The following is a 23,748-nucleotide window of genomic DNA, read 5'->3' on the forward strand; positions in this document are numbered from 1 at the left end:
GTGAAAAAAACTTTGGGACTTTCTATTATGCAAGTTCCAATAAAACAAGCCCGAATTCAGAATCGATGATTGCTTTTCCGTTTTGAACTTCTGTTTCTTTACCCGAAAAAGTATCTCTTAATTTGGTTCCATCCTTAAAAATAGAATCAACAGGAAGTTCTTTAACGCCAATTCCTAAATCTAAACCTATTACAACTTGATCGGTATAATTATCATTAGTATAGCTTCTCGAAAATATATATGGTTTTGCCGAAATTATATTATGTATTCCTGCCCCAACTGCGGGATGATTTCTTCGAAATTGCCCTAGTTTTTGCCAATGCCAAAGTATTCTTTGAGTTTCTTCATTTGAGTTAATATCATCCCAATTCATAAAGGATCTGAATGTTGCATCGCCTTCCGTTCCTTCAATTACAAGCGATCGACCTGATTCATCACCATAATAAACCTGAGACATTCCAAGCGAAAGCAATAATTTTGTTCCAGATTCAAAAGTACGGTTACGATTTGCATCAAAAGGATCGGGATCATCGTGAGAAGACACATAATTAAGAACGCTAAAACCTTTTAATTGATTTTGAAGTTGCTCTGAATATTTTGAAAATATTACTTCATAATCGTTTTGGGCATCTAGTTTAAATTCAAAATTGATCAAGCTATTAAAACCATGTTGAAAGTAATTTACTTTTCGATCTCCAAAATCATAATCTAATCCACCGCTTATTTCATAACCGTAAACTTCGGCAATCGTGTAAAACGCATTTTGATCCAGAACTTCTAAAGGATGATGTTTTTTCCAGGTTGCAAAAGCGTAATCACATTGTTTTTTAAAGTCTAACCAAACAATTTCTTCGGTATGTTTTACGGTATCACATCTGTAACCGTCAATTCCGAATTCCAGAATATAATCTGTTAACCATTTTATGATGTAATATTTTGGAGTTCTTGGATATTTTGTTCTTTCGAAAAATTCATTTAATGATTCAATTTCTTTATCATAACGATTTTCGTTTTTCCACTTTTCAATTAAAAAAGGAGGTAATTCCACTTCCTGCGTACTTTCGGTTCTTACGTCCGGAAGATTATCTACAAGAGTACACATTGTAGTGTTTTCGAATGATTTGTAATCACAAACAACTCCGGTTCTTACCCAGTCTTCTGGCCAGATAGGATCTTCGGGAGTTACGGGACCGGTATGATTGATAACTCCGTCAAGCATAATTCTGATACCTTTTGCGTGTGCTTTTTTAACTAGATTGGCAAGATCTTCTTTGGTTCCGAAATTGGGATCTAAGGTCGTCCAGTCTCTTGCCCAATATCCATGATATCCATAAGTAAGTCCGGTTCCTTCGTCAACGCCATCGTGAATTTGTTCCACAATCGGCGTAAGCCAAATAACATTTATTCCTAATTGATCGAAATAACCTTCGTCGATTTTTTTAATGATTCCGATAATATCTCCGCCTTCAAAACCACGTAGTTTTCCGGCAGTTTTGGTTCGGTTAAATTTGATATCATTCGAAGGATTTCCGTTATAAAAGCGATCGGTAAGTAAAAAATAAACATTTGCGCCTTCCCAAATAAAAGGTGTTTTTGAAGTATTGTCGTTATCCATTGAAATTATTATGAATCTTAAAGATAAAGAAAGAAAATTATAATAAAAAATTCCGCCACGAATTCACGAATTATTGTTTTATAAAATTCGTGAATTCGTGGCGGAAAAGTATGAGTTTAATTTTTAACACATAGAAACATAGATTTTATTCCTTATAAAAAGATTAAAATAAATGACAAATCATTTACGCATAGCTATGTTTGTTAATGTAAGTAAAACGCCTTTACTACGTTCGAAAAGCTATGTCTCTATGTGTTTAAAAAATTATTCCAATTCTAAAACAATAGCCGATTTAGGTTCTAAACTAATTTCAGTAGCTAAATCGAATGTTTTTCCGGTAAGAACATCTTTACCCGATTTAAAGTTTTTGATATTTTCTTTAAAACGATTAGTCTTCACAACCTGTTCTTTTGCGTTGTTATTGAAAACTACCATTACCGTTTTGGCATCAGTATATCTAAAATAAACATAAGTATTATTCTCTGGAATATAATGCGTCATTTTCCCGAAATGAACTGCTTCGTTTGATTTTCTCCAGTTGAATAATTTTGCAGTAAAATCGAAATATTTAGCCTGTTCAGGTGTTCTTCCTGCTGCGGTTAAAGCGTTGTTTTTGTCGCCAGCCCACCCACCCGGGAAATCTTGTCTGATGTCTGCATCGCCTTTGCTTTTATCGCCGCCCATTCCAATTTCTGAACCGTAATACAATTGTGGAATTCCGCGAACGGTTGCTAATAGAGTCATGGCCAGTTTATATTTTGAAAAATCATATTTGAACTTATCATTCATACGATCGGTATCGTGATTTTCGGTAAAAACTAAAATGTTATTCGTATTTGGATATAAATAATCCATTGCAAAATTGTTATAGAATTTAATCAGCCCATTGTCCCAGCTTGGTTCGTCTTCATTGAAAGCAGAAGTAACCTGACTTTGAAGTGTAAAATCCATTACACTTGGCAAATTCGAATTGTAGTTTTCAATCGCGCCAATTTTACTGTCTTTTTGCCAATAGGCTAGATTTGCCTGATTGTGCATCCAGATTTCTCCAACAATATTAAAGTTCGGGTATTCGTTTGTGATTGCTTTTGCCCAATTTGCCATTGCTGCAGCATCAGAATAATTGTAAGTATCAACTCTAAAACCGTCCAGATTAGCAAATTCAATCCACCAGATGGCGTTTTGAGTTAAGTATTTTGCAACTAGAGGATTTCTTAAATTCAAATCGGGCATAGAAGGAACAAACCAGCCATCAACGCAAACTTCCTGATCTAATTTTGATGCGTGAATATCTGTAATTACTTCACGTCTGTGATGCGTTTGTGTATAATTTTCAAATTGATTGATCCATGATTTTGTTGGTAAATCTTTAATCATCCAATGTGTAATTCCCCAGTGATTGGTCACGTAATCCATCACCAGTTTCATATCTTTTTTATGCATTTCTGCAGAAAGACGAGCGTAATCATCGTTTGTTCCATAACGCGGATCTATCTTGTAAACATCAGATTGTCCGTAGGTGTGATACGAATGCTGTTTGTCATTGTCTTCGCATAAAGGTGTGCTCCAAATAGTTGTTGCACCAAGAGATGAAATATAATCTAAGTTTTTAATGATTCCTTCGATATCGCCACCATGACGACCGCTTGGATCTTGGCGATTTCCTTTTTCAGTTAAAGTGGCATCGCTGTCATTTTTAGGATTTCCGTTTGCAAAACGGTCCGGCATGATTAGGTACATCATGTCTGATGCATCGTAGCTTTTTCTTTCTGCAGAATTTGCTCTTCTTTCTTTAAGGGAATATTTCTGCGTAAAAGCAACCTTATTTTTGGTTTTGAAAGAGAAAACCAATTCAGAAGCTTTTAAGTTTTGTGTGTCAATTGTAACAAAAAGATAATTTGGATTCTCTGTTTTTTCTACATTTTTAATTACCACATTATTCGAAACCGAAGCTTCGTATTGTGCAATGTTTTTTCCGTAGAACATAATTTGTACTTCTGGATTTTTCATTCCCGCGTACCAAAATGGCGGTTCTACTTTCTGAATTTGCGCTTTCGCGGAAGCAGAGAATAATAGAACAATAATTATTGTTTTTATTGAAAGGAGCTGTTTTGTAAAAAGTAATATTTTTGAAGTTTTCATAATAACTTTTAAGGTTTTACTATAAATATTTGAACGTGTGACTTCTCAATATTTATATTGTTTTTAATTCATTTTTAAGATATCAGGAAAATCTTCTGCTAAGACTAGTTTAGTCACAGGGAGTTCCAAATAAATCTAAGCCGTCAAACCAGAATTTCTTTATTGGTTTATCTTTTTTTACGATATATATAGTTCTTCCGGGAAATTTGTTTTTGCTTTTTTCAGGATCTTTTCCCCACATAAAATCATCGTTATAGGCAAAATAATAATCTCCAATATTGGCAAATACGTTGGTTTTGATATTGTCTTTATAATCATAATTTATGCTTTCCTTTTCATCATATTCGCGTATTCTTTTCTCAATGTCAAAATAGCTATTTTGATAGTTTATTTTTAATAATTGTGGAGAGCAAAAAATAGGTTTTCCATTTTTAGCGGTATCAAAATTTTCAATTGTAAGAGCAATAATGTTGGTTCGACATTCATCAATTCCACAAACGACGCTCTTTACTGTCATTTTAGAAAAACCCTTTGTGCCATAAACGTAGTAACTCTTATCTATGATTTTTTTTATTTCGCTTTCTAGTGTTTTGTTCTTTATAAGTCTGAAACTTCCTAAAGTATCATAATATTCAAAGTTTTGAATTTTAGTGGTGTCTCTGTATAAAACATTATTTAAAGAATCTTTTGCTTCGATTCGACTGAAAATCTCATCAAACTTAGCTCCGTTGTACGAATTCTCATCATTTAGATTAACTACGATTGCTGTTGTTGTTTTTGATAAATCATAAACAGAAAACAGCGTTTTGTCGATCTCATTTTTTTCTAAAGAATCTGATTTTTTTTCATTGCTTGTTTTAGAAATTGTTTCCTTTTTTTGATTGCAGGAAATAAGAAAGAGACATAAAAATAAGCTGATAATGTATTTCATTTTATATAGATTTAATTACAGCAAATCTAGATTTTTCTTATGGTTTTAAGGCTTCCAATTATAATATTTAATAATCTTAAAAAAAGACAAGTAATCCTGAGTGAATCACTTGTCTTTTAAAGTTTTATTTGGTTTCGATAATGCTAATGGCATAACCTCCGCCCGGAGCAGATAACTGCGATAATTTTGATTTGTTTGTTACAGCAATTTTTTTGATGGTGTAAGCTTGCGGGTTTGTTTTGTAATGCGCATCTTTTGCATCAGCATAAATTGTAGCGGTATATTTTTTACCTTTTTCAAGGAAACTGAAATCAATATTTGATGTACGAGGTGTTTCTCCGTTTACGTTTCCTACGAACCAATTGTTTGTTCCTTTTGCTTTACGGGCAACAGTGATAAAATCTCCTGGTTCAGCTTCGATATATTTACTTTCTGACCAATCTACAGCTACATCTTTAATAAATTGGAATGCATCAGGAAAACGGTTGTAATTCTCCGGAGTATCAGCTGCCATTTGCAACGGGCTGTACATCGTAACATATAAAGCTAATTGATTTGCAATTGTACTGTTTACATGAGACGTGTTTTCAGGATTCATTTTGCTGATATCCATTTCGAAAATTCCAGGTGTATAATCCATTGGTCCACCAATCAAACGTGTAAATGGTAAAACCGTTACGTGATTTGGTTTAGAACCTCCAAAAGCCTGATATTCTGTTCCTCTTGCTGCTTCGTTTCCAATTAAGTTAGGATATGTTCTTGCAATTCCAGTTGGACGAACTGCTTCGTGAGCGTTCACCATAATTTTATAATCTGCTGCTTTTTCGATAGCATATTGATAATGGTTTACAATCCATTGATCGTAATGGTTTTCGCCGCGAGGCAAAATATCTCCAACATATCCGCTTTTTACAGCATCATATCCGTTGTCTTTCATGAATTGATATGCTTTGTCCATATGGCGCTCGTAGTTACGAACAGAACCTGAAGTTTCATGGTGCATGATCATTTTGATTCCTTTTGATTTTGCATAGGCGTGTAGACCTTTTACATCAAAATCAGGATAAGGCGTTACAAAGTCAAAAACATAATCTTTTGAGTGACCAAACCAGTCTTCCCAACCTTCGTTCCAGCCTTCAACCAAAACAGCGTCGAAACCATTTGCAGCAGCAAAATCAATATATTTTTTTACGTTAGCATTGTTGGCTCCGTGAGTTCCGTTTGGTTTTGCTTTTGAGAAATCAGAAACTCCCAATTGTACCGTTGGGAAATCGTTTGTGTACGACCAAGAACTTTTTCCTGTAATCATTTCCCACCAAACACCAATATATTTTACAGGTTTAATCCAAGACGTATTATCAATTTTTGATGGATCGTTTAAGTTATAAGTCATTTTTGAAGCTAAGATTTCTCTTGCGTCATCACTTACCATAATTGTTCTCCAAGGTGAATGACTCGGTGCTTGCATATACCCTTTATCACCTTTTGCATCTGGCGTTAACCAGGATTCGAAAATCATGTTTTTATCATCAAGATTCAAATGCATACACGAATAGTTAATCAGAGCTGCTTCGTGTAAGTTGATGTATAAGCCGTCATTTGTTTTTAACATCAAAGAAGTCTGAACTCCTGTTGGTGAAAAGTTTTTTTGCGAAACATTTGCTGTAAATGCTTTTTCAGATAAACCTCTGATTTCAGATAATTTAGATTTTGTATAATCGTATTCCTGAGTATCATAATCTCCCGGAATCCAAAAAGCCGTGTGGTCGCCCGCCATAGCAAATTGAGATCTTTCTTCTTTAATTACGAAATAAGTAAGATTTTTTTGAGCTGGAAATTCATATCTAAATCCAAGTCCGTCATCAAACAAACGGAAGCGAATTACGATTTGTCTTTCAGTTCCTTTTTGATTCAAAGTAACAGCCAATTCATTATAATGATTTCTGATATTGTCAACTTCTCCCCAAACTGGTTTCCATGTTTCATCAAAAGTGGAAGTTTTTGTGTCAACAACTGTAAAATCATTCAATAAAGATTTTTTGTCATCTTTAAGTTCAAGACCTAATTTACTGGTTTTGATAACGTCTTTATTTTTGTATTTTAAAGTGTAAGTTGGAGTTCCGTCGTTTTGAAGAGAAAATTCCATTACGAACTTGCCTTCGGGTGACTTTAATTGTTGTGCATTTGCGATAGAGCTAAATGCAAACAAGATTAAACTTGCGAAAAATAAGTTTTTCATGTTTTTAAGTTTTAAAGTATTGTAGTTTAATTAATTTGTACAAGTCTACTTGCAATTACAGGATTTCCGTTAACCACAATTGTTAAATCTTGGTCGCCATCTACAGTAAAATTGGTTTCATTGTGATTCACAGACACTTTCAGAATTTGATTTCTGAAATTAATTTTAAAAGAATATCCTTTCCATTCTTTCGGGATTTTTGGAGAAAAATGCAATTGGTCATTTTTAACTCTCATTCCGCCAAAACCTTCCACAATACTCATCCATGTTCCTGCCATTGACGTAATATGACAACCTTCTTCAACTTCTTTGTTGTAATCATCTAAGTCTAGGCGAGAAGTTCTTAAATAAAAAGTATATGCCATATCCATTTTATCTAAAACCGCTGCCTGAATCGAGTGCACACAAGGCGAAAGTGAACTTTCGTGAACCGTAAACGACTCATAAAATTCGAAATTGCGTTTTAATTCTTCTTTAGAAAAATGATCTTCAAAGAAATAAAAACATTGCAAAACGTCAGCTTGTTTAATATAAGGCGAACGTAAAACGCGATCCCAAGACCATTTTTGGTTGATTGGGCGTTGAGATTTATCTAAGTCTTTTACAGGAACTAAATCCTTGTCTAAAAAGCCATCTTGCTGTAAATAAACTCCCAAATCCTCTGATTTTGGGAAATACATATTATCAGCGACTTTTTTCCATTCCTGAATTTCATTCGCAGAAAGATTTACTTTTTCTATAATTCGTTTGTGGTCTGCAGGATATTCGGAAGACACTTTTTTAATTTGTTCCGATGCATAATCAATACACCATTTTGCAATATAATTGGTATAGAAATTATTGTTGATGTTATTTTCGTATTCATTTGGACCTGTAACCCCCAGAATAACGTATTGATTTTTGTCTTTAGAGAAAGAAGCTCTTTGGTGCCAGAAACGTGCAATACCAATTAAAACTTCCAATCCTTTTTCAGGAATATAAGAGTAATCTCCGGTGAAACGATTGTAATTGAAAATCGCAAAAGCAATCGCACCATTTCTGTGGATTTCTTCGTGCGTAATTTCCCATTCGTTGTGGCATTCTTCACCATTCATGGTAACCATTGGGTACAAAGCCGCTCCATCTTTGAAGCCTAGATTGTCTTTGGCATTTTCGATCGCTTTATCTAATTGATTGAAACGATATGTCAATAAATTTCTTGCAACTTGCTGATCTTTAGTTGCCATATAAAACGGAATACAATATGCTTCGGTATCCCAATAAGTAGATCCGCCGTATTTTTCTCCGGTAAAACCTTTTGGACCAATATTCAAACGAGAATCTTTTCCTAAATAGGTTTGATTTAATTGAAAAATGTTGAAACGAATTCCTTGTTGTGCTTTTACATCGCCTTCAATGGTAATATCTGACATTTCCCAGATTTTACTCCAGGCATCGATTTGATTTTGAAGTAAAGTATGATATCCTAAATTAACGGCAGCTTTAATGCATTTTTCGGCTGCAGCCAAAGTATTATCGTGGTTTAAAGAAACAGTATATCCACCAATTTTTTGAATGGATGAGGTTTGTCCTTTTGCGATAATAGTTCCGTATGTAAACTGAACTCTATCTGATGTTGAATCGATTGTTGAAGGCGAAATATTTACGTTTTCTCCGTTTGCAAAAATCGTATTGTGCATGAAAGTCGTAACTTTAAAATGCGTTTTAAAAGTTTGCGCAGTTACAAAAGCGTCGCTATTTGATTTTTTTACCTCAAGAGGTTCCCAGAATTTTTCTTCCCAGTTGGCATCTTCATTCGTTACACCTGCATCAATATAAGGTTTGTAAACAATTTTGGCGTCTTTGTTTAAAGGCGTAATTTCATATTTGATAATTCCTACTTCATCCAAATCCAAAGAAAGAAAACGACGAATGTTTACAGAAATTTCGGTTCCATTTTTTAATGTAGCTTCAAAAGAACGATTGTACCAACCTTCTTTCATATTCAATTCTCTGCGGAAGTTTCTAACCTCGGTACAGGTATTTAAATCAAGATTTTCTTCGTTGATTTCAACGTCAATTCCAATCCAGTTTGGAGCGTTTAATACTTTCGCAAAATATTTTGGGTATCCGTTTTTCCACCAGCCCACTTTTGTTTTGTCTGGGTAATAAATTCCGGCAATATAACTTCCCTGAAAAGTTTCTCCGGAATAGGTTTCTTCAAAATTGGCGCGTTGTCCCATGGCACCGTTCCCGATACTAAAAAGACTTTCAGACGATTTTACTCGTTCGGCATCAAATCCTTCTTCTATGATGGACCAGTTGTCTGGTTTTATATAATCTTGATTCATTTTTCAAATTAGATAATATGGCAATTTGATAATTAGATAATTGCCTTAGTTTTTAATAACTTTTTACATTCATTTAGTAATTGCAGCATTAGAATATTTGTCGATAAGAGCATTATCTCATTGACACATTTTCTAATTATCCAATTAACTGCTCGATAAAGCTTGTTTCGATTTCGGTAAAATCTTTAAAAATATAATCAGCTTCATGTAAAATTGTTTTCTCACCAATTCCCACACTTACCATTTCACCTATGTTTGCTGCCTGAATTCCGGCAACAGAATCTTCAAATACAATTGAGTTTTTTGGATCAATATGGAGTAATTGAGCCGCTTTTAAGAAAACTTCCGGATCTGGTTTGGCATTGGTAACGTCGTTTCCGTCAACAATAACATCGAAATACGAAAGGATTCCGGTTTTTTCAAGGATTGGTCGTGCATTTTTACTCGCAGAGCCTAATGCAATTCCCTGGTTTTTTTCTTTCAATAGTTGTAGAATTTTAAAAACTCCTGGAAGAATCTCGCTTTCGTCCATGTCAACTAAATAAGATAAGTAATCTTCATTTTTTTGAATTAACCATTTGTCTTTGTCTTCCTGCGAAGCCTGAACGTTTCCTAATTCAAGTATAATATCTAACGAACGAACCCGGCTTACGCCTTTTAAAAGCTCGTTGTCTTCATGTGTAAAGTTTATATTTAGCGCCTGAGCAATTTTTTGCCAAGCCAAAAAGTGGTATTTAGCGGTATCAACGATTACGCCATCAAGGTCGAATATGAATGCTTTTTTGTTCATTATATTAGAGATTGTTCTTTATTATTTTTGAATAGTGTCGTCTACATCTTTTACTTTGTAAACTAAAAGAGCCGCGATTAAAAAGCTGACTCCACTTGTAATTAATGCGTAAATAGCGTCTCCATTGTAAAGGTATTTTACAATTGGACCTCCAATAAGTGCGTTTACAATTTGAGGAATAACAACAAAGAAGTTGAAAATTCCCATGTAAACTCCCATCTTTTTAGGGGCAATTGATCCTGCAAGAATTGCGTACGGCATTGCCAGAATACTTGCCCAGGCAACTCCAATGAGAATCATTGGCAATACAACCCAGTCTTCATTTGGCATGAAATAAATGGAGATTAATCCAATTCCTCCAATGATTAATGAAACTGCGTGAGTTGATTTTCGTCCGATTTTTTTAGCGATGTAAGGCAGGAAAAATAATGCGATAATAGCAGAAACTAAGTTGTAAACTCCAAATAAAATTCCAACCCAATCTCCCGCATCCTGATATTGCTGGCTTGAAGTATCGCTTAATGGTAATCCGTAAATGTGATGCGCAATGGCAGGAGTTGTAAAAACCCACATTCCAAATAATCCGAACCATGAGAAAAATTGTACCCAACTTAGCTGACGCATTGTTGTTGGCATTTTTGCAAAGTCGGTAAAAATGTCTGTAAGTTTTGATTTTTCTTCAGAAGGAACATCGACTTCACTTTGAGGATCTTCAAAATTGGCTAATTCTTCAGGAGTATATTCTTTTGTTGTAAATAAAGTTACCAGAATAGAAGCTATTAAAACTGCCGCTCCAATTATAAATGATAATTTCAGATTTAAAGGAATACTTCCGGGAACTGCATTGTTTGAAATCTGAAAATAATTGGTTAAGACATAAGGTAAAGCGGAACCAATTACGGCTCCAAAACCAATTAATGAAGTTTGAATACTAAAACCCGCAGTACGCTGATCTGTTCTTAAATTATCTCCAACCAAAGCACGAAAAGGTTCCATTGCAATGTTGAAAGATGCGTCCATGATCATTAACATTCCGGCTCCAACCCATAAAGCAGGCAAAACTGAAATGAAAATATTAGCTTGTGGCATTAAAATTAATCCAACTGAAGCTAAGATAGCACCAACAAGAAAAAATGGCTTTCGTCTTCCAAATCTTCCCCAGGTTTTGTCACTGTAATGACCAATAACAGGCTGCACTATTAATCCCATAAGGGGAGCAATAATCCAGAACCATGAAAGTTCATGTACATCGGCACCAAAAATTTGAAGAATTCTGCTGGCATTTGCATTCTGAAGTGCAAACCCCATTTGTATTCCCAAGAAACCGAAACTCATGTTCCAAATTTCCCAGAAACTTAATTTACGCTTTTCCATTATCGTAATTAAAAAATTAATTAGACGATAAGCGCTTTGCTTATCAAAACTTACTTATGGTTCGAAGTAAAAGTAAAAGCTTTGAGCAGGCGTAAAAGTATTAATTATTTTTTTAATTCAAATCATAAAAAAACCATAAATAAAATTTATGGTCTTAGAATGTGTTGATTTTAAGAAAATTAATCAGTAGATTCTCTTTTTATCAAATGTGTTTCTATAACTTCTGTAGTGTAATTTTCGTTTTCTTCTTCGTCATCATCGTGTCCTGCTTCTAGTCTTTCGATCAGCATTTTAGCGGCTTTATTTCCCATTTTTTCCCCACTTTGACTTACAGTTGTAATACTTGGCGTAGAATATTTAGATATAATTCCGTCTGTAAAAGCAATTACGGCGAGATCTTCCGGAACTTTTAGTCCCATTTTACTGGCCGTTTTGATAATTGTTACGGCAAAAAGTTCGTTTACAGCAAAAACAGCATCAAAAGCTCTGTCATGTAAAAGTTGGCTGATGGTGATTTCGCAAGTATCTACGTCTTCAATTTTTATGATTAAATCTTCGTTGAATGGTAATTCGTTGTCTAATAGCGCTTTTTCGTAACCATCGGTTCTTAATTTCCCCACACTTACATAATCGACTGTTGTAACAAGAGCAATCTTTTTTCTTCCATTGTCAATCAAACTTTGTACGGCTTCGTAAGCAGCTGCTTTATCATCAATAATTACTTTATCGCATAAAATATCATTTGTAACGCGGTCGAACATTACAACCGGCATTCCTTGATTGATAACTTCGGTAATGTGGTGAAAATCACCTTTGTATTGGGTTTCTTTAGAAAGTGACATGATAAAACCATCAATACTTCCATTGGCTAACATTTCCATATTCAGGACTTCTTTATCAAACGAATCATCAGATAAACAAATGACAACGCTGTAGCCATTTTCGTTCGCGACCTGTTCAATTCCGTTGATTACGGTAGAGAAAAAATAATGTACAATTTCCGGAATAATAATACCAATACTTTTGGTTTTTCGATTTTTTAAACTAAGAGCAATATTGTTGGGTTTGTAGTTGTAAAACTTTGCAAAAGCCTGAACTTTTAAACGTGTTTCTTCGCCTATTTCAAGACTGTTTCTAAGTGATTTTGAGACAGTTGAAATAGAGACGTCAAGTTCCCTTGCAATCTGTTTTAAGGTTATTTTGCGTTTCATAGTTATTATTGAAAAAAATCTAATTGTTAATAAAGGTATCTTTTATTTTTTGATTTGTCATTTTTTGACTGAAAAGATTACAAAATATAGAAAGTTTTCAACACTATCACGTTTTCGTAACTCATTAAAAATTGTAAGTGGTTGACCATGTTAATAAATTCCTAATTTTGAAATTCGAAGTAAAATTAAAAACTTAACTAACATTCAAAAACTCAAACTAATTTAAACAAAAAGTATGAAAACAATTTACAAAAAGTTGTTATTTTTATTCCTTCTGTTACCGTTTAGTGTACTAGCTCAAAGTACTTTATCCGGAACAGTTGCCGACTTGGCAACGGGACAACCAATCCCAGGAGTAAATGTAAGTGTACAAGGTGCTCCGGGTGGAACATCAACAGATTTTGACGGTAAATTTCAGTTATCGAATTTAAAAAATGGAGACAAAATTTTGGTTTCATTTATTGGATATAAAACGTCAACTATAGTCTTTAACGGACAAAAAACATTACCGGTTACTTTAGAAGAAGATACAAACCAACTTAAGGAAGTTGTTGTACAGGTAGGTTACGGTACTGTTAAGAAAAAAGATGCAACTGGTTCTGTATCACAAATTGCTGCTAAAGATTTTAATAAAGGAATTAACGTTACTCCAGAAAGTTTAATTAGCGGTCGTATATCGGGTGTTAATGTAACCGGTGGAGGAGCTCCGGGAGCAAAAGCTGATATTAGAATCCGTGGTGGATCCTCATTAAATGCTTCAAATGAGCCTTTAATTGTATTAGACGGACTTCCGTTAAGTAATGCAGTTCCAAGTGGTGCAACAAGTATATTATCTACAATTGACCCTAATGATATTGAATCATTTACGGTTCTTAAAGATGCTTCTGCTGCTGCAATTTACGGTTCTCGTGCTGCAAATGGTGTAATTGTTATTACAACTAAAAAAGGATCAAAAGGTGGTGTAAAAGTTAACTTTAGTTCTCAAATAGGTATCAATACTGTAGCGAATACTGTTGATGTAATGAGTGCAGATCAATTCCGTGAATTAGTAAATACAAAAGGTTCTCCTGCGCAACAAGCGTTATTAGGAAATGCAAATACAAACTGGCAAGATGAAATTTTTCATACTGCTTTGACAACTAACAATAATATCTCTGTAAGTGGTGCTTTGTTCAACAAATTACCAGTACGTTTATCTGTTGGAAATGTTGATAATCCTGGGATCCTAAGAAACACTTCTTTTGAACGAACTACGACATCGATATCGTTAAATCCGGTTTTATTTGATAATCATTTAAAAATCGATATTAGCGGAAATTTATCTTTCGGAAAAAATCAATTTCAGGATGAAGGTGCAATTATTGGAAGCGCCATCGGATTTGATCCAACTCAATCTGTATATCAGGCAGGTTCTCGTTACGGAGGATATTACGAATGGTTAGAACCAACCGGAAACTTACCGTTATTACCGGCAAGAAATCCTGTTGCAAGATTAAACCAAGATGACAGAAGAGCAACTTCTACCAGAAAATGGGGAAATGTTAGAGTAGATTATAAACTTCACTTTTTTGAAGATTTGAGAGTTGTTGCTGAAGCAGGTATTGATAGATTTGACAGTAGCGGTTATACTGAAGTAAGTACTCAAAGTGCTTTAGGATATCAGCCAAAAGCGTTTAGTGATCCGGCTTATGTTAATTTAGGAAACTACTCAAGTTATACTGATGCGCTTCAAAATAAAAACTTAAATGCTTATTTGAATTATACTAAAGATATTGGTAAAATTAAAATTGATGCAACTGCGGGTTATAACTACCAATTGTTTCAAAAAGAAAAATATTCATCTGGTGAAACAAGACAGCCAAATCCTAATGAGGATGTTGCTACAGATCCTGATGTTAACTTACAATCGTTCTTCGGACGTTTGAATTTAGGGTATGACAGCAGATATTTATTGACTTTAAATTACAGAAGAGACGGAACTTCTCGTTTCTCTGAAGATAACAGATGGGGAAATTTTGCAGGTGGTGCTTTTGCATGGAATTTATCTGAAGAAGCTTTCTTAAAAGATAATAACACTGTTTCAACTTTAAAATTAAGAGTTGGTTACGGTACAACGGGTCAACAGGATATCTCTGCTCAATATGATTATTTACGCAGAGTAACTTTAGGAACAATTAACTCACAATACGTTTTTGGTAATACTGTTTATTCTACGGCAAGACCAGAAGGATATAACGAAAACATCAAATGGGAAGAATTGGCAGAATCTAACGTTGGTATCGATTACGGATTCCTTAACGACAGAATTACAGGATCTATTAACTATTTTGATAAAAAATCAACAGATTTATTAGCAGATATTGCAGTTCCTGATGGTGCGAATCTTAGAAACCAAGGTTTCTTTAATATTGGTAGTGTAAGAACAAAAGGAGTTGAATTTAGTATCGCTTCTGATATTGTTAAAAATGATAATTTGACGTGGAATGTAGCTTTTAATACAACTTACATTGATCAGAATATTTCTGAATTAGGAATTACGGTTCCTGGTTTTCAAGGTTATTTAACCGGAGATAATATCGCGGGTGGAAACGGAAATAAAATCCTTATCAACTCAGTAGGATTTTCACCAAATTCATTTTTTGTGTATGAGCAATTATACGATGCTAACAAAAGACCTATTGCAGGAGCTTATGTAGACAGAAACGCAGATGGAAAAATTGATACAGCTGATCGTTACAGAGCAGGAAAAGCGGCTCCGGATTATACTTTTGGTTTGTTCTCTACTTTAAACTACAAAAAGTTTGATTTTACAATGAACTGGAGAGCAAGTGTTGGAAACAAAATTTTTGATAACGTAAGTTCTAATTTAGGATATTCTGATGCTGGATTAAGAAGACAAACTGATTTATCTAACGTAAGTTCAGATTACTATAATACTGGTTTTACTTTTGAAGATAATGGTACATCACGTTACTTGTCTGACTATTTTGTAAAAGATGCTTCTTTCATAAAATTAGATAACGTTACACTTGGATACACTTTTGATAAAACAATCATAAAAGCAGCTTCTTTAAGATTTACAGCTGGAGTTCAGAATGTTTTCATTCTAACGAAATACAATGGTTTAGATCCTGAGAAATTCAACGGAATTGATAATAATGTATATCCTAGAGCAAGAACATTCTTGTTTGGAGTAAATGCGAATTTCTAATAGTAGACTGAAATCAAAAATTTAAAAACAAACAAAATGAAAATATCATTTAAATATATATCTTATTTTTTCCTATTCGTTTTAGGGATTAGTATGACGCTTACTTCGTGTACGGACGACTTAAACGTGACGCCAAAGGATGATGATGAATTTTTATCTGAAACCTTTTTTCAAGATCCTAAATCGTACAAAGAAGTATTAGCTAAATTATACGCAGGTTTGTACGTAGGTGGTAATGATGGAGATGGAGATGCTACGATTCCTGGAAAAAATCCAGATATTGCAGGACTTGGCGGTGACTTTAGCAGTTACTTAAGATTACTTTTTGTAACACAGGAATTTAGTACAGACGAAGCAATTATTGCTTGGGCCGATGGTACTTTACCAACATTAAACGCTCAAACCTGGTCTCCTGCAAATGAATTTTTAGAAGGAACTTTTTCAAGAGCATTTTACCATATTAGTGTTGCAAATGAGTTTTTAAGACAAACTACAGACGAGAAATTAACTGAAAGAGGTGTTGATGCAAACTTAAAAGCTGAAATCGCTAATTTTAGAGCCGAAGCTCGTTTCTTAAGAGCTTTCTCTTATTACAACTTAATGGATTTATTCGGGAATGTACCAATTACAACTGAGAAAGATCCAGTTGGATTCTTTTATCCGGAACAAAAAACAAGAGCAGAAGTTTTTGCTTTTGTTGAATCTGAATTGAAAGACTTAGACAATAGTTTAGTGGCTTCAAAAGCAAATGAATACGGAAGAGTGGATAAAACTGCTGCTAAATTTTTATTAGCACAAGTTTATTTGAATGCCAAAGTATATGCGGGTGTAGACAAAAATAACGAAGCTGCAATATTATGTAATGAAATAATTACTGGTTCAGGATATACTTTTGCAAATGTTCCTTACAGTTATTTGTTTTCTGCAGATAATAATAGAAACGGTGCTCAATCTGAAGTTATTTTCCCAATTGTTGGTGATGGTAATGCGATTAGAGCAACAGGTGGAGGAATGAGTTTTATCATGCACGCTTCTATTGGAGGCAGCATGGATGCAGCGTCAAGAGGTATGGATGGTGGATGGCAAGGGATTAGAACTCGTAGAGAGTTTGTAAATCTTTTTCCTGACGCAACTGCAACCGGAGATAAAAGAGGTACGTTTTATACAAATGGACAATCTAAGGACATCAATAATGTTTCGACTTTTACAGATGGTTATGCGGTAACAAAATACATCAATAAAAATGCTGATGGTTCTGCTGCACAAAGAAATGATATCCCGGATATCGATTTCCCAATGTTCAGATTAACGGATGCTTATTTAATGTATGCTGAAGCAACTCTAAGAGGAGCTGCAAGCGGTAACATTACTACAGCTTTAGGGTATGTTAACCAAATTAGAGCAAGAGCAAATGCACAAGCAATTACACTTCCTCAATTAACACTTGATTTTATCTTAGATGAAAGAGGAAGAGAGTTATTCTGGGAATGTCACAGAAGAACAGATTTAATTCGTTTTGGAAAATTCTCAGGGGGTTCTAAAATCTGGCAATGGAAAGGTGGTTCTATAAATGGAAACGCTACAGAAGCTTTCAGAGATTTAATGCCTATTCCTGCAAGAAATATCCAGGCAAATCCAACTTTGAAACAAAATCCTGGATACTAACTTTATAAAACATTAAAATGAAAAATATATATAAAATTTTAATCGCATTTATTGGTGTTTTGGCGGTTTCATGTAATGCTGATGATGTTGAGAACAGACCTGTTATTGATGCAGGAACTGCTCCTGTATTATTAACACCAACCTCTGCTTTTAGTATTGTGCTATCAAAAGAAACTGAGAAAAACGTTGCCACAACTGTTACTTGGAATAAAGCAACGTATACCGGACCACAAACAATAGTAAATTATACTATTCAGGTTGCAAAAGCAGGAACTAATTTTGCTAGTCCGGTAACTGTAGTGAGCACAACTGCGGTTTCACAAGAATTGACAGTTGAAGAATTAAATTCAGCATTAGTGAATGGCGGTTTTGTAGAGAAAGAAGTAAACAATGTTGATATTCGTATTAAATCTGTTGTAGGAGCTTCAGGGATTCCTCAATACTCTAATACTTTTACAATTAAAGCTACACCTTATCACGTACCATTAGCTAGTTCTCACTGGTTAGTTGGAGCGGCTACACCGGGAGGATGGTCTTGGGAGGGAGATGCTGAAACTGAATTTCCTTTAGTTGCAGGTCAAACTAATATCTATCAGGTAACTATCGTTCTTAAAAGCGGAGAAGGATTTAGAGAATTTCTAAAAAATGACTTTACAAGCGGAGGGAACTGGGGTTCAGATAACAGTCATAACTTTCCATATTATAAAGATGCTGGTTATGCTATCGATTCAGAATTAGAAAATGCCGGTGATGGAGATCAGAATTTCAAATATACAGGACCAACCGGTTCAAGAGTATTGAAAATTGACAACGTTGCAAAAACGATAACATTAGATTAATTTTTAATGTACATATTAATTAGGGCTATCTATAAGGTAGCCCTTTTTTATACCAACTAACCAATCAACCAACCACATTATGAAAAAAACTGTACTATTATTTTTACTTCTACTGTCTGTTGTTGCAAATTCGCAGCAGATTACAGTTTCGCCAGCTATATTTCAGGTCGATGAACCTGTAACAATTACAGCTTCATTTGCATCGCCAGATTGTAATGAAATGGGAGCTAATCCCACAAAAGTATATATGCATTCCGGAATTGGATCAGAAGCAAATCCGTGGGCATCTGCAAAAGGAAATTGGGGAGCTGATGACGGAATTGGTTTAATGACCAAAAACGCAGATGATACATGGAGCATTACAATTACACCAAGCGTTTATTTTGGACTCACAACTATTCAGCAAAATGAAGCTACAAAAATGGGTTTAGTGTTTAGAAATGCAGCCGGTTCTCAAACATTAAAACAAGCTCCTTCGTGTTCTGATTTTTTTGTAAAAGTGGGATCGTTTCAGGTAAGTTTAACAACTCCTGCCGAAAATAGTGCTATAATTATAACTTCGGGTTCGGGGTTTAATATTACTGCTACAAATACAAATGGAGCAGCAAGTTATTTGTTAAAAGCAAACGGAAATCTAATCGACACAAACGCAAGCACTTCAAATTATTCGTATTCTCATACCGATATTACCAGCAATCAAACTTATGAATTATCGGTAACGCAAGGAGTTACGACAGTTGTAAAAAAGTTTTCGGTTGTTGTGAATCCCAATACGGTTTCAGAAACTATGCCGTCAGGTTTAGTTGACGGAATCAATTATAATGCTGCCGATGTTACAAAAGCGACGTTGGTTCTGGATGCACCTTTAAAAGATTTTGTTTACGTTGCCGGAAATTTCAATGACTGGCAGCCTTCATCGGCCTATGCCATGAAAAAAGATCCTGTTACGGGTAAATTTTGGTTAGAATTAACGGGATTGGTTTCGGGTGAAAATAATACGTATCAATATTGGGTGGTCGAAACAACGCCAATAGCAAATTCACCTTCATTAGTGAAAACCGCAGATCCTTATTCTACTTTAGTTTTGTCACCTTATGATGATGCTACGATTCCGGCAACTTCATATCCTAATATGCCTGTTTATCCAGCAGGACAAAGTTTTGAAGTTTCAGTATTAAAAACAGGACAAACTCCGTACAACTGGCAAGTAACCAATTTTGCAAAACCTGAAAAGGAAAAATTAGTAGTGTATGAAGTTTTGGTTCGTGATTTTGATGCCGCCAGAAATTATAAAAGTTTAATTGATAAGATGGAATATTTTAAAACATTAAAAATAAATGCAATCGAATTAATGCCTGTAATGGAGTTTGAAGGCAACGAAAGCTGGGGTTATAATACATCATTTCACATGGCTTTGGATAAGTTTTATGGAACATCGGATAAATTAAAAGAGTTGATTGATTTATGCCATCAAAACGGAATCGCAGTAATTCTTGACGTGGCGTTAAATCACGCTTTCGGACGAAATCCTATGGTGAGAATGTGGATGAATGATCCTGATGGAGATGGTTTTGGTTCGCCAACTATCGAGAATCCGTATTTTAATACCGTTGCAAAACATGCTTATAATGTAGGTGAAGATTTTAATCATCAATCATTAAAAACGCAGAATTATGTAGAACGCGTGGTCAAACAATGGATTGAGGAATATAAAATTGATGGTTTTCGTTGGGATTTAACCAAAGGATTTACGCAAAATTGTACTGCAAATGATGGTTCCTGTACAGATTCTTACCAACAAGATCGAGTAGATGTACTAAAGAAATATGCTGATTATTCCTGGAGTTTAGATCCTACACATTACACGATTTTCGAGCATTTAGGTTCAGATCCCGAAGAACAGCAATGGGCAAATTACAGAATTGCCGAAACGCCAAGTAAAGGAGTTATGATGTGGGGGAAAATGACAAATCAATACAATCAATTATCAATGGGATATGCATCTGATAGTGATATTTCAAGAATGACAAGTACAAGTCGCGGTTTTACGGCAAATCGTTTAATGGGTTATGCAGAAAGTCATGACGAAGAACGCCTCATGTATAAAAACGTGCAATACGGAAATTCTGGCGGAACTTATAATGTGAAAAATATAGATACTGCTCTGTCAAGAATGTCTGCAATTGGAGCGGTTTCATTATTAGTTCCGGGTCCTAAAATGATTTGGCATTTTGGAGAATTAGGTTGGGAAAATTCAATTTTTACTTGTAATGATAATACAGTAAATTCAGATTTTGATGCCATTTCAGGAGATTGTAAATTAGATAAAAAACCACAGCCTCAATGGTTAAATAATTGGTTAGGAAACTCAAACCGAAATAAAATTTACAACGATTGGGCAAAAATGATTACGCTTAAAATAAAAGAGCCTGTGTTTTCAGGAACTGCTACAATGGCAAGTGTAAGTTCATTGGCAGTCAACATAAAAATAAGCGATAATAATTTATCTGCAACACAATTAAAAGATGTATTAATCCTGGCAAATTTTGATGTAATTGCACAAAATATTCCAACAGCATTTCAATATGCCGGAACGTGGTATGATTTAATGGATAATACAATGATTAATGTTACAGATGTAAATTTGGCTATGAATATTCCTGCCGGCGAATACAGAATTTACGGTAATAAACCAGCCAATTTAGCAATCGCCGATTTCGAAAAAGGAAATTCAGTTAATCTATATCCAAATCCCGTTTCAGATTATTTTACCCTGAATATAACCACTACTAAAGTTCAGATTTATAGTGTTTCAGGTCAATTGGTTAAAAGTTTTAATGCCAATAAAAATTCGGATTTTCAATTTGGCGTAAGCGAATTAAAAACAGGTTTATATGTAGTTAAAGCGAATGATGAAAAGGGTAAAGTTCAGGTTATGAAATTTATTAAGAAGTAATATTTCGGATAAAAAAACACCTGACAAAGGTAGAAGATTTGGTTTTGTTAGTAATGTAAAGGGGCTGTCTGTAATGGACAGCCCTTTTATTTGCTACAATTTTTCTTTGTTATATTCGCCGATAACAGCAAAATAGCCAAAAGTTCCCAATCCTAAAACGATTAACGGCGTAAGAATAAAAAGGATAATGATTCCAAAGACTAAATCATCCTGTTTGTCTGAAAGTAGTTTGGGCAAACCAAATTCAAATACACAAAAATAAGCCGCTGCAAGCGCAAGAATAATCCATAAAACACCTAAAATTTGTTTGACCGCATTCATAATTTATTAATATTAAAGGTGATTAGTTTTGTTTTTATTATCGATATAGATCATTCCAATTACAAAGCAAACCGAAGCTATAATAATAGGATACCAAAGTCCGTCGAGATAAAACTCAGGTTTTCCTGCTTCTTTAGAATGTGTTACAAAATAAGTTGAAATCGCAGGAAGTAAACCTCCAAAAATTCCATTTCCCACATGATAAGGAAGCGACATCGAAGTATACCTGATTTTTGTTGGAAACATTTCTACTAAAAATGCAGCAATTGGTCCATAAACCATCGTTACAAATAAAACCTGAATGAAAACCAATAAAATTAAAGTCCATTCGTCGTTTGAATTTATGGTAATAGAAATATTAGTTTGAGCCTCTTTTTTATTCGCAAAATGAGTCTTTTTTTCAATAAAAATAGTTCCGTCGCTATATTCCTTGTTTGTCGTGTAAATAGAATCTTTGTTGTTTGTGATCTCAATTGTTTCTTTTGTTGCCTGAGTAAGTTCGGTTTTATGGTGGACATCAGTTGTGTTGTACATCATTTTATAGATAGGTCGATAGAACAAAATAGCCAGCAACATTCCGCCCATCATAATATATTTTCGTCCTATTTTATCGCTTAGCCATCCAAAAACAATAAAAAACGGAGTGCCTAATAATAATGCAATTCCCAATAATCCGTCGACTTGCGATGAATCTATATTCATAACCGTTTTCATGAAGCTCATAGCGTAAAACTGTCCGGTATACCACACAACTCCTTGACCCATTGTAGCTCCAAATAAAGCAAGCAAAACGAATTTTAGATTATATCTGTTGCCAAAACTTTCCTTTAACGGATTTGTACTTGTTGTTCCTTCTTTTTTTGCTTTGGCAAATTCAGGAGATTCATCCATGTTTTTGCGAATCAGATAGGAAACTCCAACCATTACAATAGAAACCCAAAACGGAACACGCCAGCCCCATGTATCAAAATCTTCAGCCGAAAGGACATTTTTTGTTGCCAGAATAACCATTAGGGAAATAAATAATCCAACTGTGGCTGTAGTCTGAATCCACGAAGTCCAATATCCTTTTTGTCCTACGGGTGCATGTTCAGCAACATAAGTAGCTGCTCCACCATATTCTCCGCCAAGCGCAAGTCCTTGCAATAAACGCAGAATTAAAACTAATAATGGAGCAAAAAAGCCAATGGTTTCATAACTCGGAATACAACCAATTAAAAAAGTCGATCCTCCCATTAATAACAAAGTCGCCATAAAAGTATATTTCCTGCCAATGATATCGCCAAGTCTACCAAAGAATAATGCACCAAACGGACGCACTACAAATCCTGCTGCAAATGTGGCCAAAGTAGATAAAAATGCTGCGGTTGGATTGTCGCTGGGAAAGAATTTTGTGGAAATTACAACAGCTAAACTTCCAAAAATATAGAAATCATACCATTCAATCATAGTGCCCATTGAAGAAGCAGAAATTACTTTCCAAATGCCTTTTGTAGAATTTTTACCCATAAAATGCGATGTGTTATTAGTAATGAATAAAATCATTAAGTATCATTTTACGAATATATAAGATATTTTTTTATTTAGTTGATACTTTTTTAACAAAGATTGCTTAATTGTTGACTTAAGATTATTTACTAATACTAATCGCATTAAAACAGTGATGAAAGAAACGAAGTATGAATTTTTTTAACGCAAGTTTAAAGTAAAAAACATAAAATTCGTAATATTTTTTGCTCGCAAATATGCTAAGTCACAAAGGTTTTTTTTTATTAAGTTAAAATCTAAAAAGAAAATCTGCTCAATCTGCGAGCAAAAAAAAAAGTTAGAGTTTAAACTTTGCGCCTTAGCGTCTTTGCGCGATTTTAAATCGGAGCTTCTACTTTTAAAAAGTTTAATCCCTACGGGATATTTTTCTGGTAGATTTAATATTCTACTACCAATATTTAACTCCTAACGGAGTAACAAAAAAATATCTCGGATTACATATTGGTAGAAATCAATTAGAAGCGCAAATTTCGCAAAGTCATTTAATACAAAGCTTTGCTAACTTTGCCTTTTAATAAAATTAACAGTAAAAATATCTTAGCGCTCTTTGCGTTAAATTCTGCGGTAAGGGAATCT

Annotated in this window: 14 protein-coding genes; 4 read left to right on the top strand and 10 right to left on the bottom strand. The window is 34.4% G+C overall.

Annotation, left to right across the window (positions count from 1 at the left end):
• Positions 1–25 precede the first annotated feature (25 nt).
• The 8 genes from KHA90_RS02030 to KHA90_RS02065 form a co-directional block, all read right to left on the bottom strand.
• Complete coding sequence (locus KHA90_RS02030) at positions 26–1,615, bottom strand: alpha-amylase family glycosyl hydrolase (protein ID WP_213294504.1); 1,590 nt, start codon at positions 1,613–1,615, stop codon at positions 26–28.
• A 264-nt stretch (positions 1,616–1,879) separates the two neighbouring features.
• Positions 1,880–3,757: a glycoside hydrolase family 13 protein gene (locus tag KHA90_RS02035; protein ID WP_213294506.1), complete on the bottom strand. Its 1,878-nt coding sequence runs from the start codon at positions 3,755–3,757 to the stop codon at positions 1,880–1,882.
• 109 nt (positions 3,758–3,866) lie between these two features.
• Positions 3,867–4,688 (bottom strand): hypothetical protein, encoded by an 822-nt coding sequence (locus KHA90_RS02040; RefSeq protein ID WP_213294508.1) that lies wholly within the window; start codon positions 4,686–4,688, stop codon positions 3,867–3,869.
• A 124-nt stretch (positions 4,689–4,812) separates the two neighbouring features.
• Positions 4,813–6,927 (bottom strand): glycoside hydrolase family 97 protein, encoded by a 2,115-nt coding sequence (locus KHA90_RS02045; protein WP_213294510.1) that lies wholly within the window; start codon positions 6,925–6,927, stop codon positions 4,813–4,815.
• A 26-nt stretch (positions 6,928–6,953) separates the two neighbouring features.
• The gene (locus KHA90_RS02050; protein ID WP_213294512.1) at positions 6,954–9,257 is read right to left on the bottom strand and encodes a glycoside hydrolase family 65 protein; all 2,304 of its coding nucleotides are present in this window, start codon (positions 9,255–9,257) and stop codon (positions 6,954–6,956) included.
• A 136-nt stretch (positions 9,258–9,393) separates the two neighbouring features.
• A complete protein-coding gene (pgmB, locus tag KHA90_RS02055; RefSeq protein ID WP_213294514.1) occupies positions 9,394–10,047 on the bottom strand; it encodes a beta-phosphoglucomutase in 654 nt (217 codons plus the stop codon).
• A gap of 21 nt (positions 10,048–10,068) precedes the next feature.
• A complete protein-coding gene (locus tag KHA90_RS02060) occupies positions 10,069–11,421 on the bottom strand; it encodes an MFS transporter (protein ID WP_213294522.1) in 1,353 nt (450 codons plus the stop codon).
• Positions 11,422–11,600: 179 nt separating this feature from the next.
• Entirely contained in the window at positions 11,601–12,632 is a 1,032-nt protein-coding gene (locus tag KHA90_RS02065; RefSeq protein ID WP_213294525.1) for a LacI family DNA-binding transcriptional regulator, read from the bottom strand.
• 235 nt (positions 12,633–12,867) lie between these two features.
• On the opposite strand from KHA90_RS02065, the gene KHA90_RS02070 reads away from it, so the two are divergent.
• The 4 genes from KHA90_RS02070 to KHA90_RS02085 all read left to right on the top strand — a co-directional run bounded on the left by KHA90_RS02070 (position 12,868) and on the right by KHA90_RS02085 (position 21,303).
• On the top strand, positions 12,868–15,843 hold the full coding sequence (locus KHA90_RS02070; RefSeq protein WP_213294528.1) for a SusC/RagA family TonB-linked outer membrane protein: 2,976 nt from the start codon (positions 12,868–12,870) through the stop codon (positions 15,841–15,843).
• A gap of 36 nt (positions 15,844–15,879) precedes the next feature.
• On the top strand, positions 15,880–17,508 hold the full coding sequence (locus tag KHA90_RS02075; RefSeq protein WP_213294531.1) for a RagB/SusD family nutrient uptake outer membrane protein: 1,629 nt from the start codon (positions 15,880–15,882) through the stop codon (positions 17,506–17,508).
• Positions 17,509–17,525: 17 nt separating this feature from the next.
• Positions 17,526–18,347, top strand: a complete 822-nt coding sequence (locus KHA90_RS02080; RefSeq protein WP_213294534.1) for a SusE domain-containing protein — start codon at positions 17,526–17,528, stop codon at positions 18,345–18,347.
• A gap of 79 nt (positions 18,348–18,426) precedes the next feature.
• Positions 18,427–21,303, top strand: a complete 2,877-nt coding sequence (locus tag KHA90_RS02085; protein WP_213294543.1) for an alpha-amylase family glycosyl hydrolase — start codon at positions 18,427–18,429, stop codon at positions 21,301–21,303.
• Between the two features lie 93 nt (positions 21,304–21,396).
• On the opposite strand, the gene KHA90_RS02090 is transcribed toward KHA90_RS02085, so the two are convergent.
• Positions 21,397–21,624, bottom strand: coding sequence for a DUF6814 family protein (locus KHA90_RS02090; protein WP_213294546.1), 228 nt, complete (start codon positions 21,622–21,624; stop codon positions 21,397–21,399).
• A gap of 12 nt (positions 21,625–21,636) precedes the next feature.
• Positions 21,637–23,133: an MFS transporter gene (locus KHA90_RS02095; protein ID WP_213295634.1), complete on the bottom strand. Its 1,497-nt coding sequence runs from the start codon at positions 23,131–23,133 to the stop codon at positions 21,637–21,639.
• Between the last annotated feature and the right edge of the window lie 615 nt (positions 23,134–23,748).

Origin of the sequence: Flavobacterium psychroterrae, from assembly GCF_018380615.1 — a bacterium.
Classification (GTDB): Bacteria; Bacteroidota; Bacteroidia; order Flavobacteriales; family Flavobacteriaceae; genus Flavobacterium; species Flavobacterium psychroterrae.

What these genes read in the sequence shown, in the direction of transcription:
- KHA90_RS02030 (WP_213294504.1), bottom strand. Translation starts at nt 1,615, where the DNA reads ATGGATAACGACAATACTTCAAAAACACCTTTTATTTGGGAAGGCGCA.
- KHA90_RS02035 (WP_213294506.1), bottom strand. Translation starts at nt 3,757, where the DNA reads ATGAAAACTTCAAAAATATTACTTTTTACAAAACAGCTCCTTTCAATA.
- KHA90_RS02040 (WP_213294508.1), bottom strand. Translation starts at nt 4,688, where the DNA reads ATGAAATACATTATCAGCTTATTTTTATGTCTCTTTCTTATTTCCTGC.
- KHA90_RS02045 (WP_213294510.1), bottom strand. Translation starts at nt 6,927, where the DNA reads ATGAAAAACTTATTTTTCGCAAGTTTAATCTTGTTTGCATTTAGCTCT.
- KHA90_RS02050 (WP_213294512.1), bottom strand. Translation starts at nt 9,257, where the DNA reads ATGAATCAAGATTATATAAAACCAGACAACTGGTCCATCATAGAAGAA.
- pgmB (WP_213294514.1), bottom strand. Translation starts at nt 10,047, where the DNA reads ATGAACAAAAAAGCATTCATATTCGACCTTGATGGCGTAATCGTTGAT.
- KHA90_RS02060 (WP_213294522.1), bottom strand. Translation starts at nt 11,421, where the DNA reads ATGGAAAAGCGTAAATTAAGTTTCTGGGAAATTTGGAACATGAGTTTC.
- KHA90_RS02065 (WP_213294525.1), bottom strand. Translation starts at nt 12,632, where the DNA reads ATGAAACGCAAAATAACCTTAAAACAGATTGCAAGGGAACTTGACGTC.
- KHA90_RS02070 (WP_213294528.1), top strand. Translation starts at nt 12,868, where the DNA reads ATGAAAACAATTTACAAAAAGTTGTTATTTTTATTCCTTCTGTTACCG.
- KHA90_RS02075 (WP_213294531.1), top strand. Translation starts at nt 15,880, where the DNA reads ATGAAAATATCATTTAAATATATATCTTATTTTTTCCTATTCGTTTTA.
- KHA90_RS02080 (WP_213294534.1), top strand. Translation starts at nt 17,526, where the DNA reads ATGAAAAATATATATAAAATTTTAATCGCATTTATTGGTGTTTTGGCG.
- KHA90_RS02085 (WP_213294543.1), top strand. Translation starts at nt 18,427, where the DNA reads ATGAAAAAAACTGTACTATTATTTTTACTTCTACTGTCTGTTGTTGCA.
- KHA90_RS02090 (WP_213294546.1), bottom strand. Translation starts at nt 21,624, where the DNA reads ATGAATGCGGTCAAACAAATTTTAGGTGTTTTATGGATTATTCTTGCG.
- KHA90_RS02095 (WP_213295634.1), bottom strand. Translation starts at nt 23,133, where the DNA reads ATGGGTAAAAATTCTACAAAAGGCATTTGGAAAGTAATTTCTGCTTCT.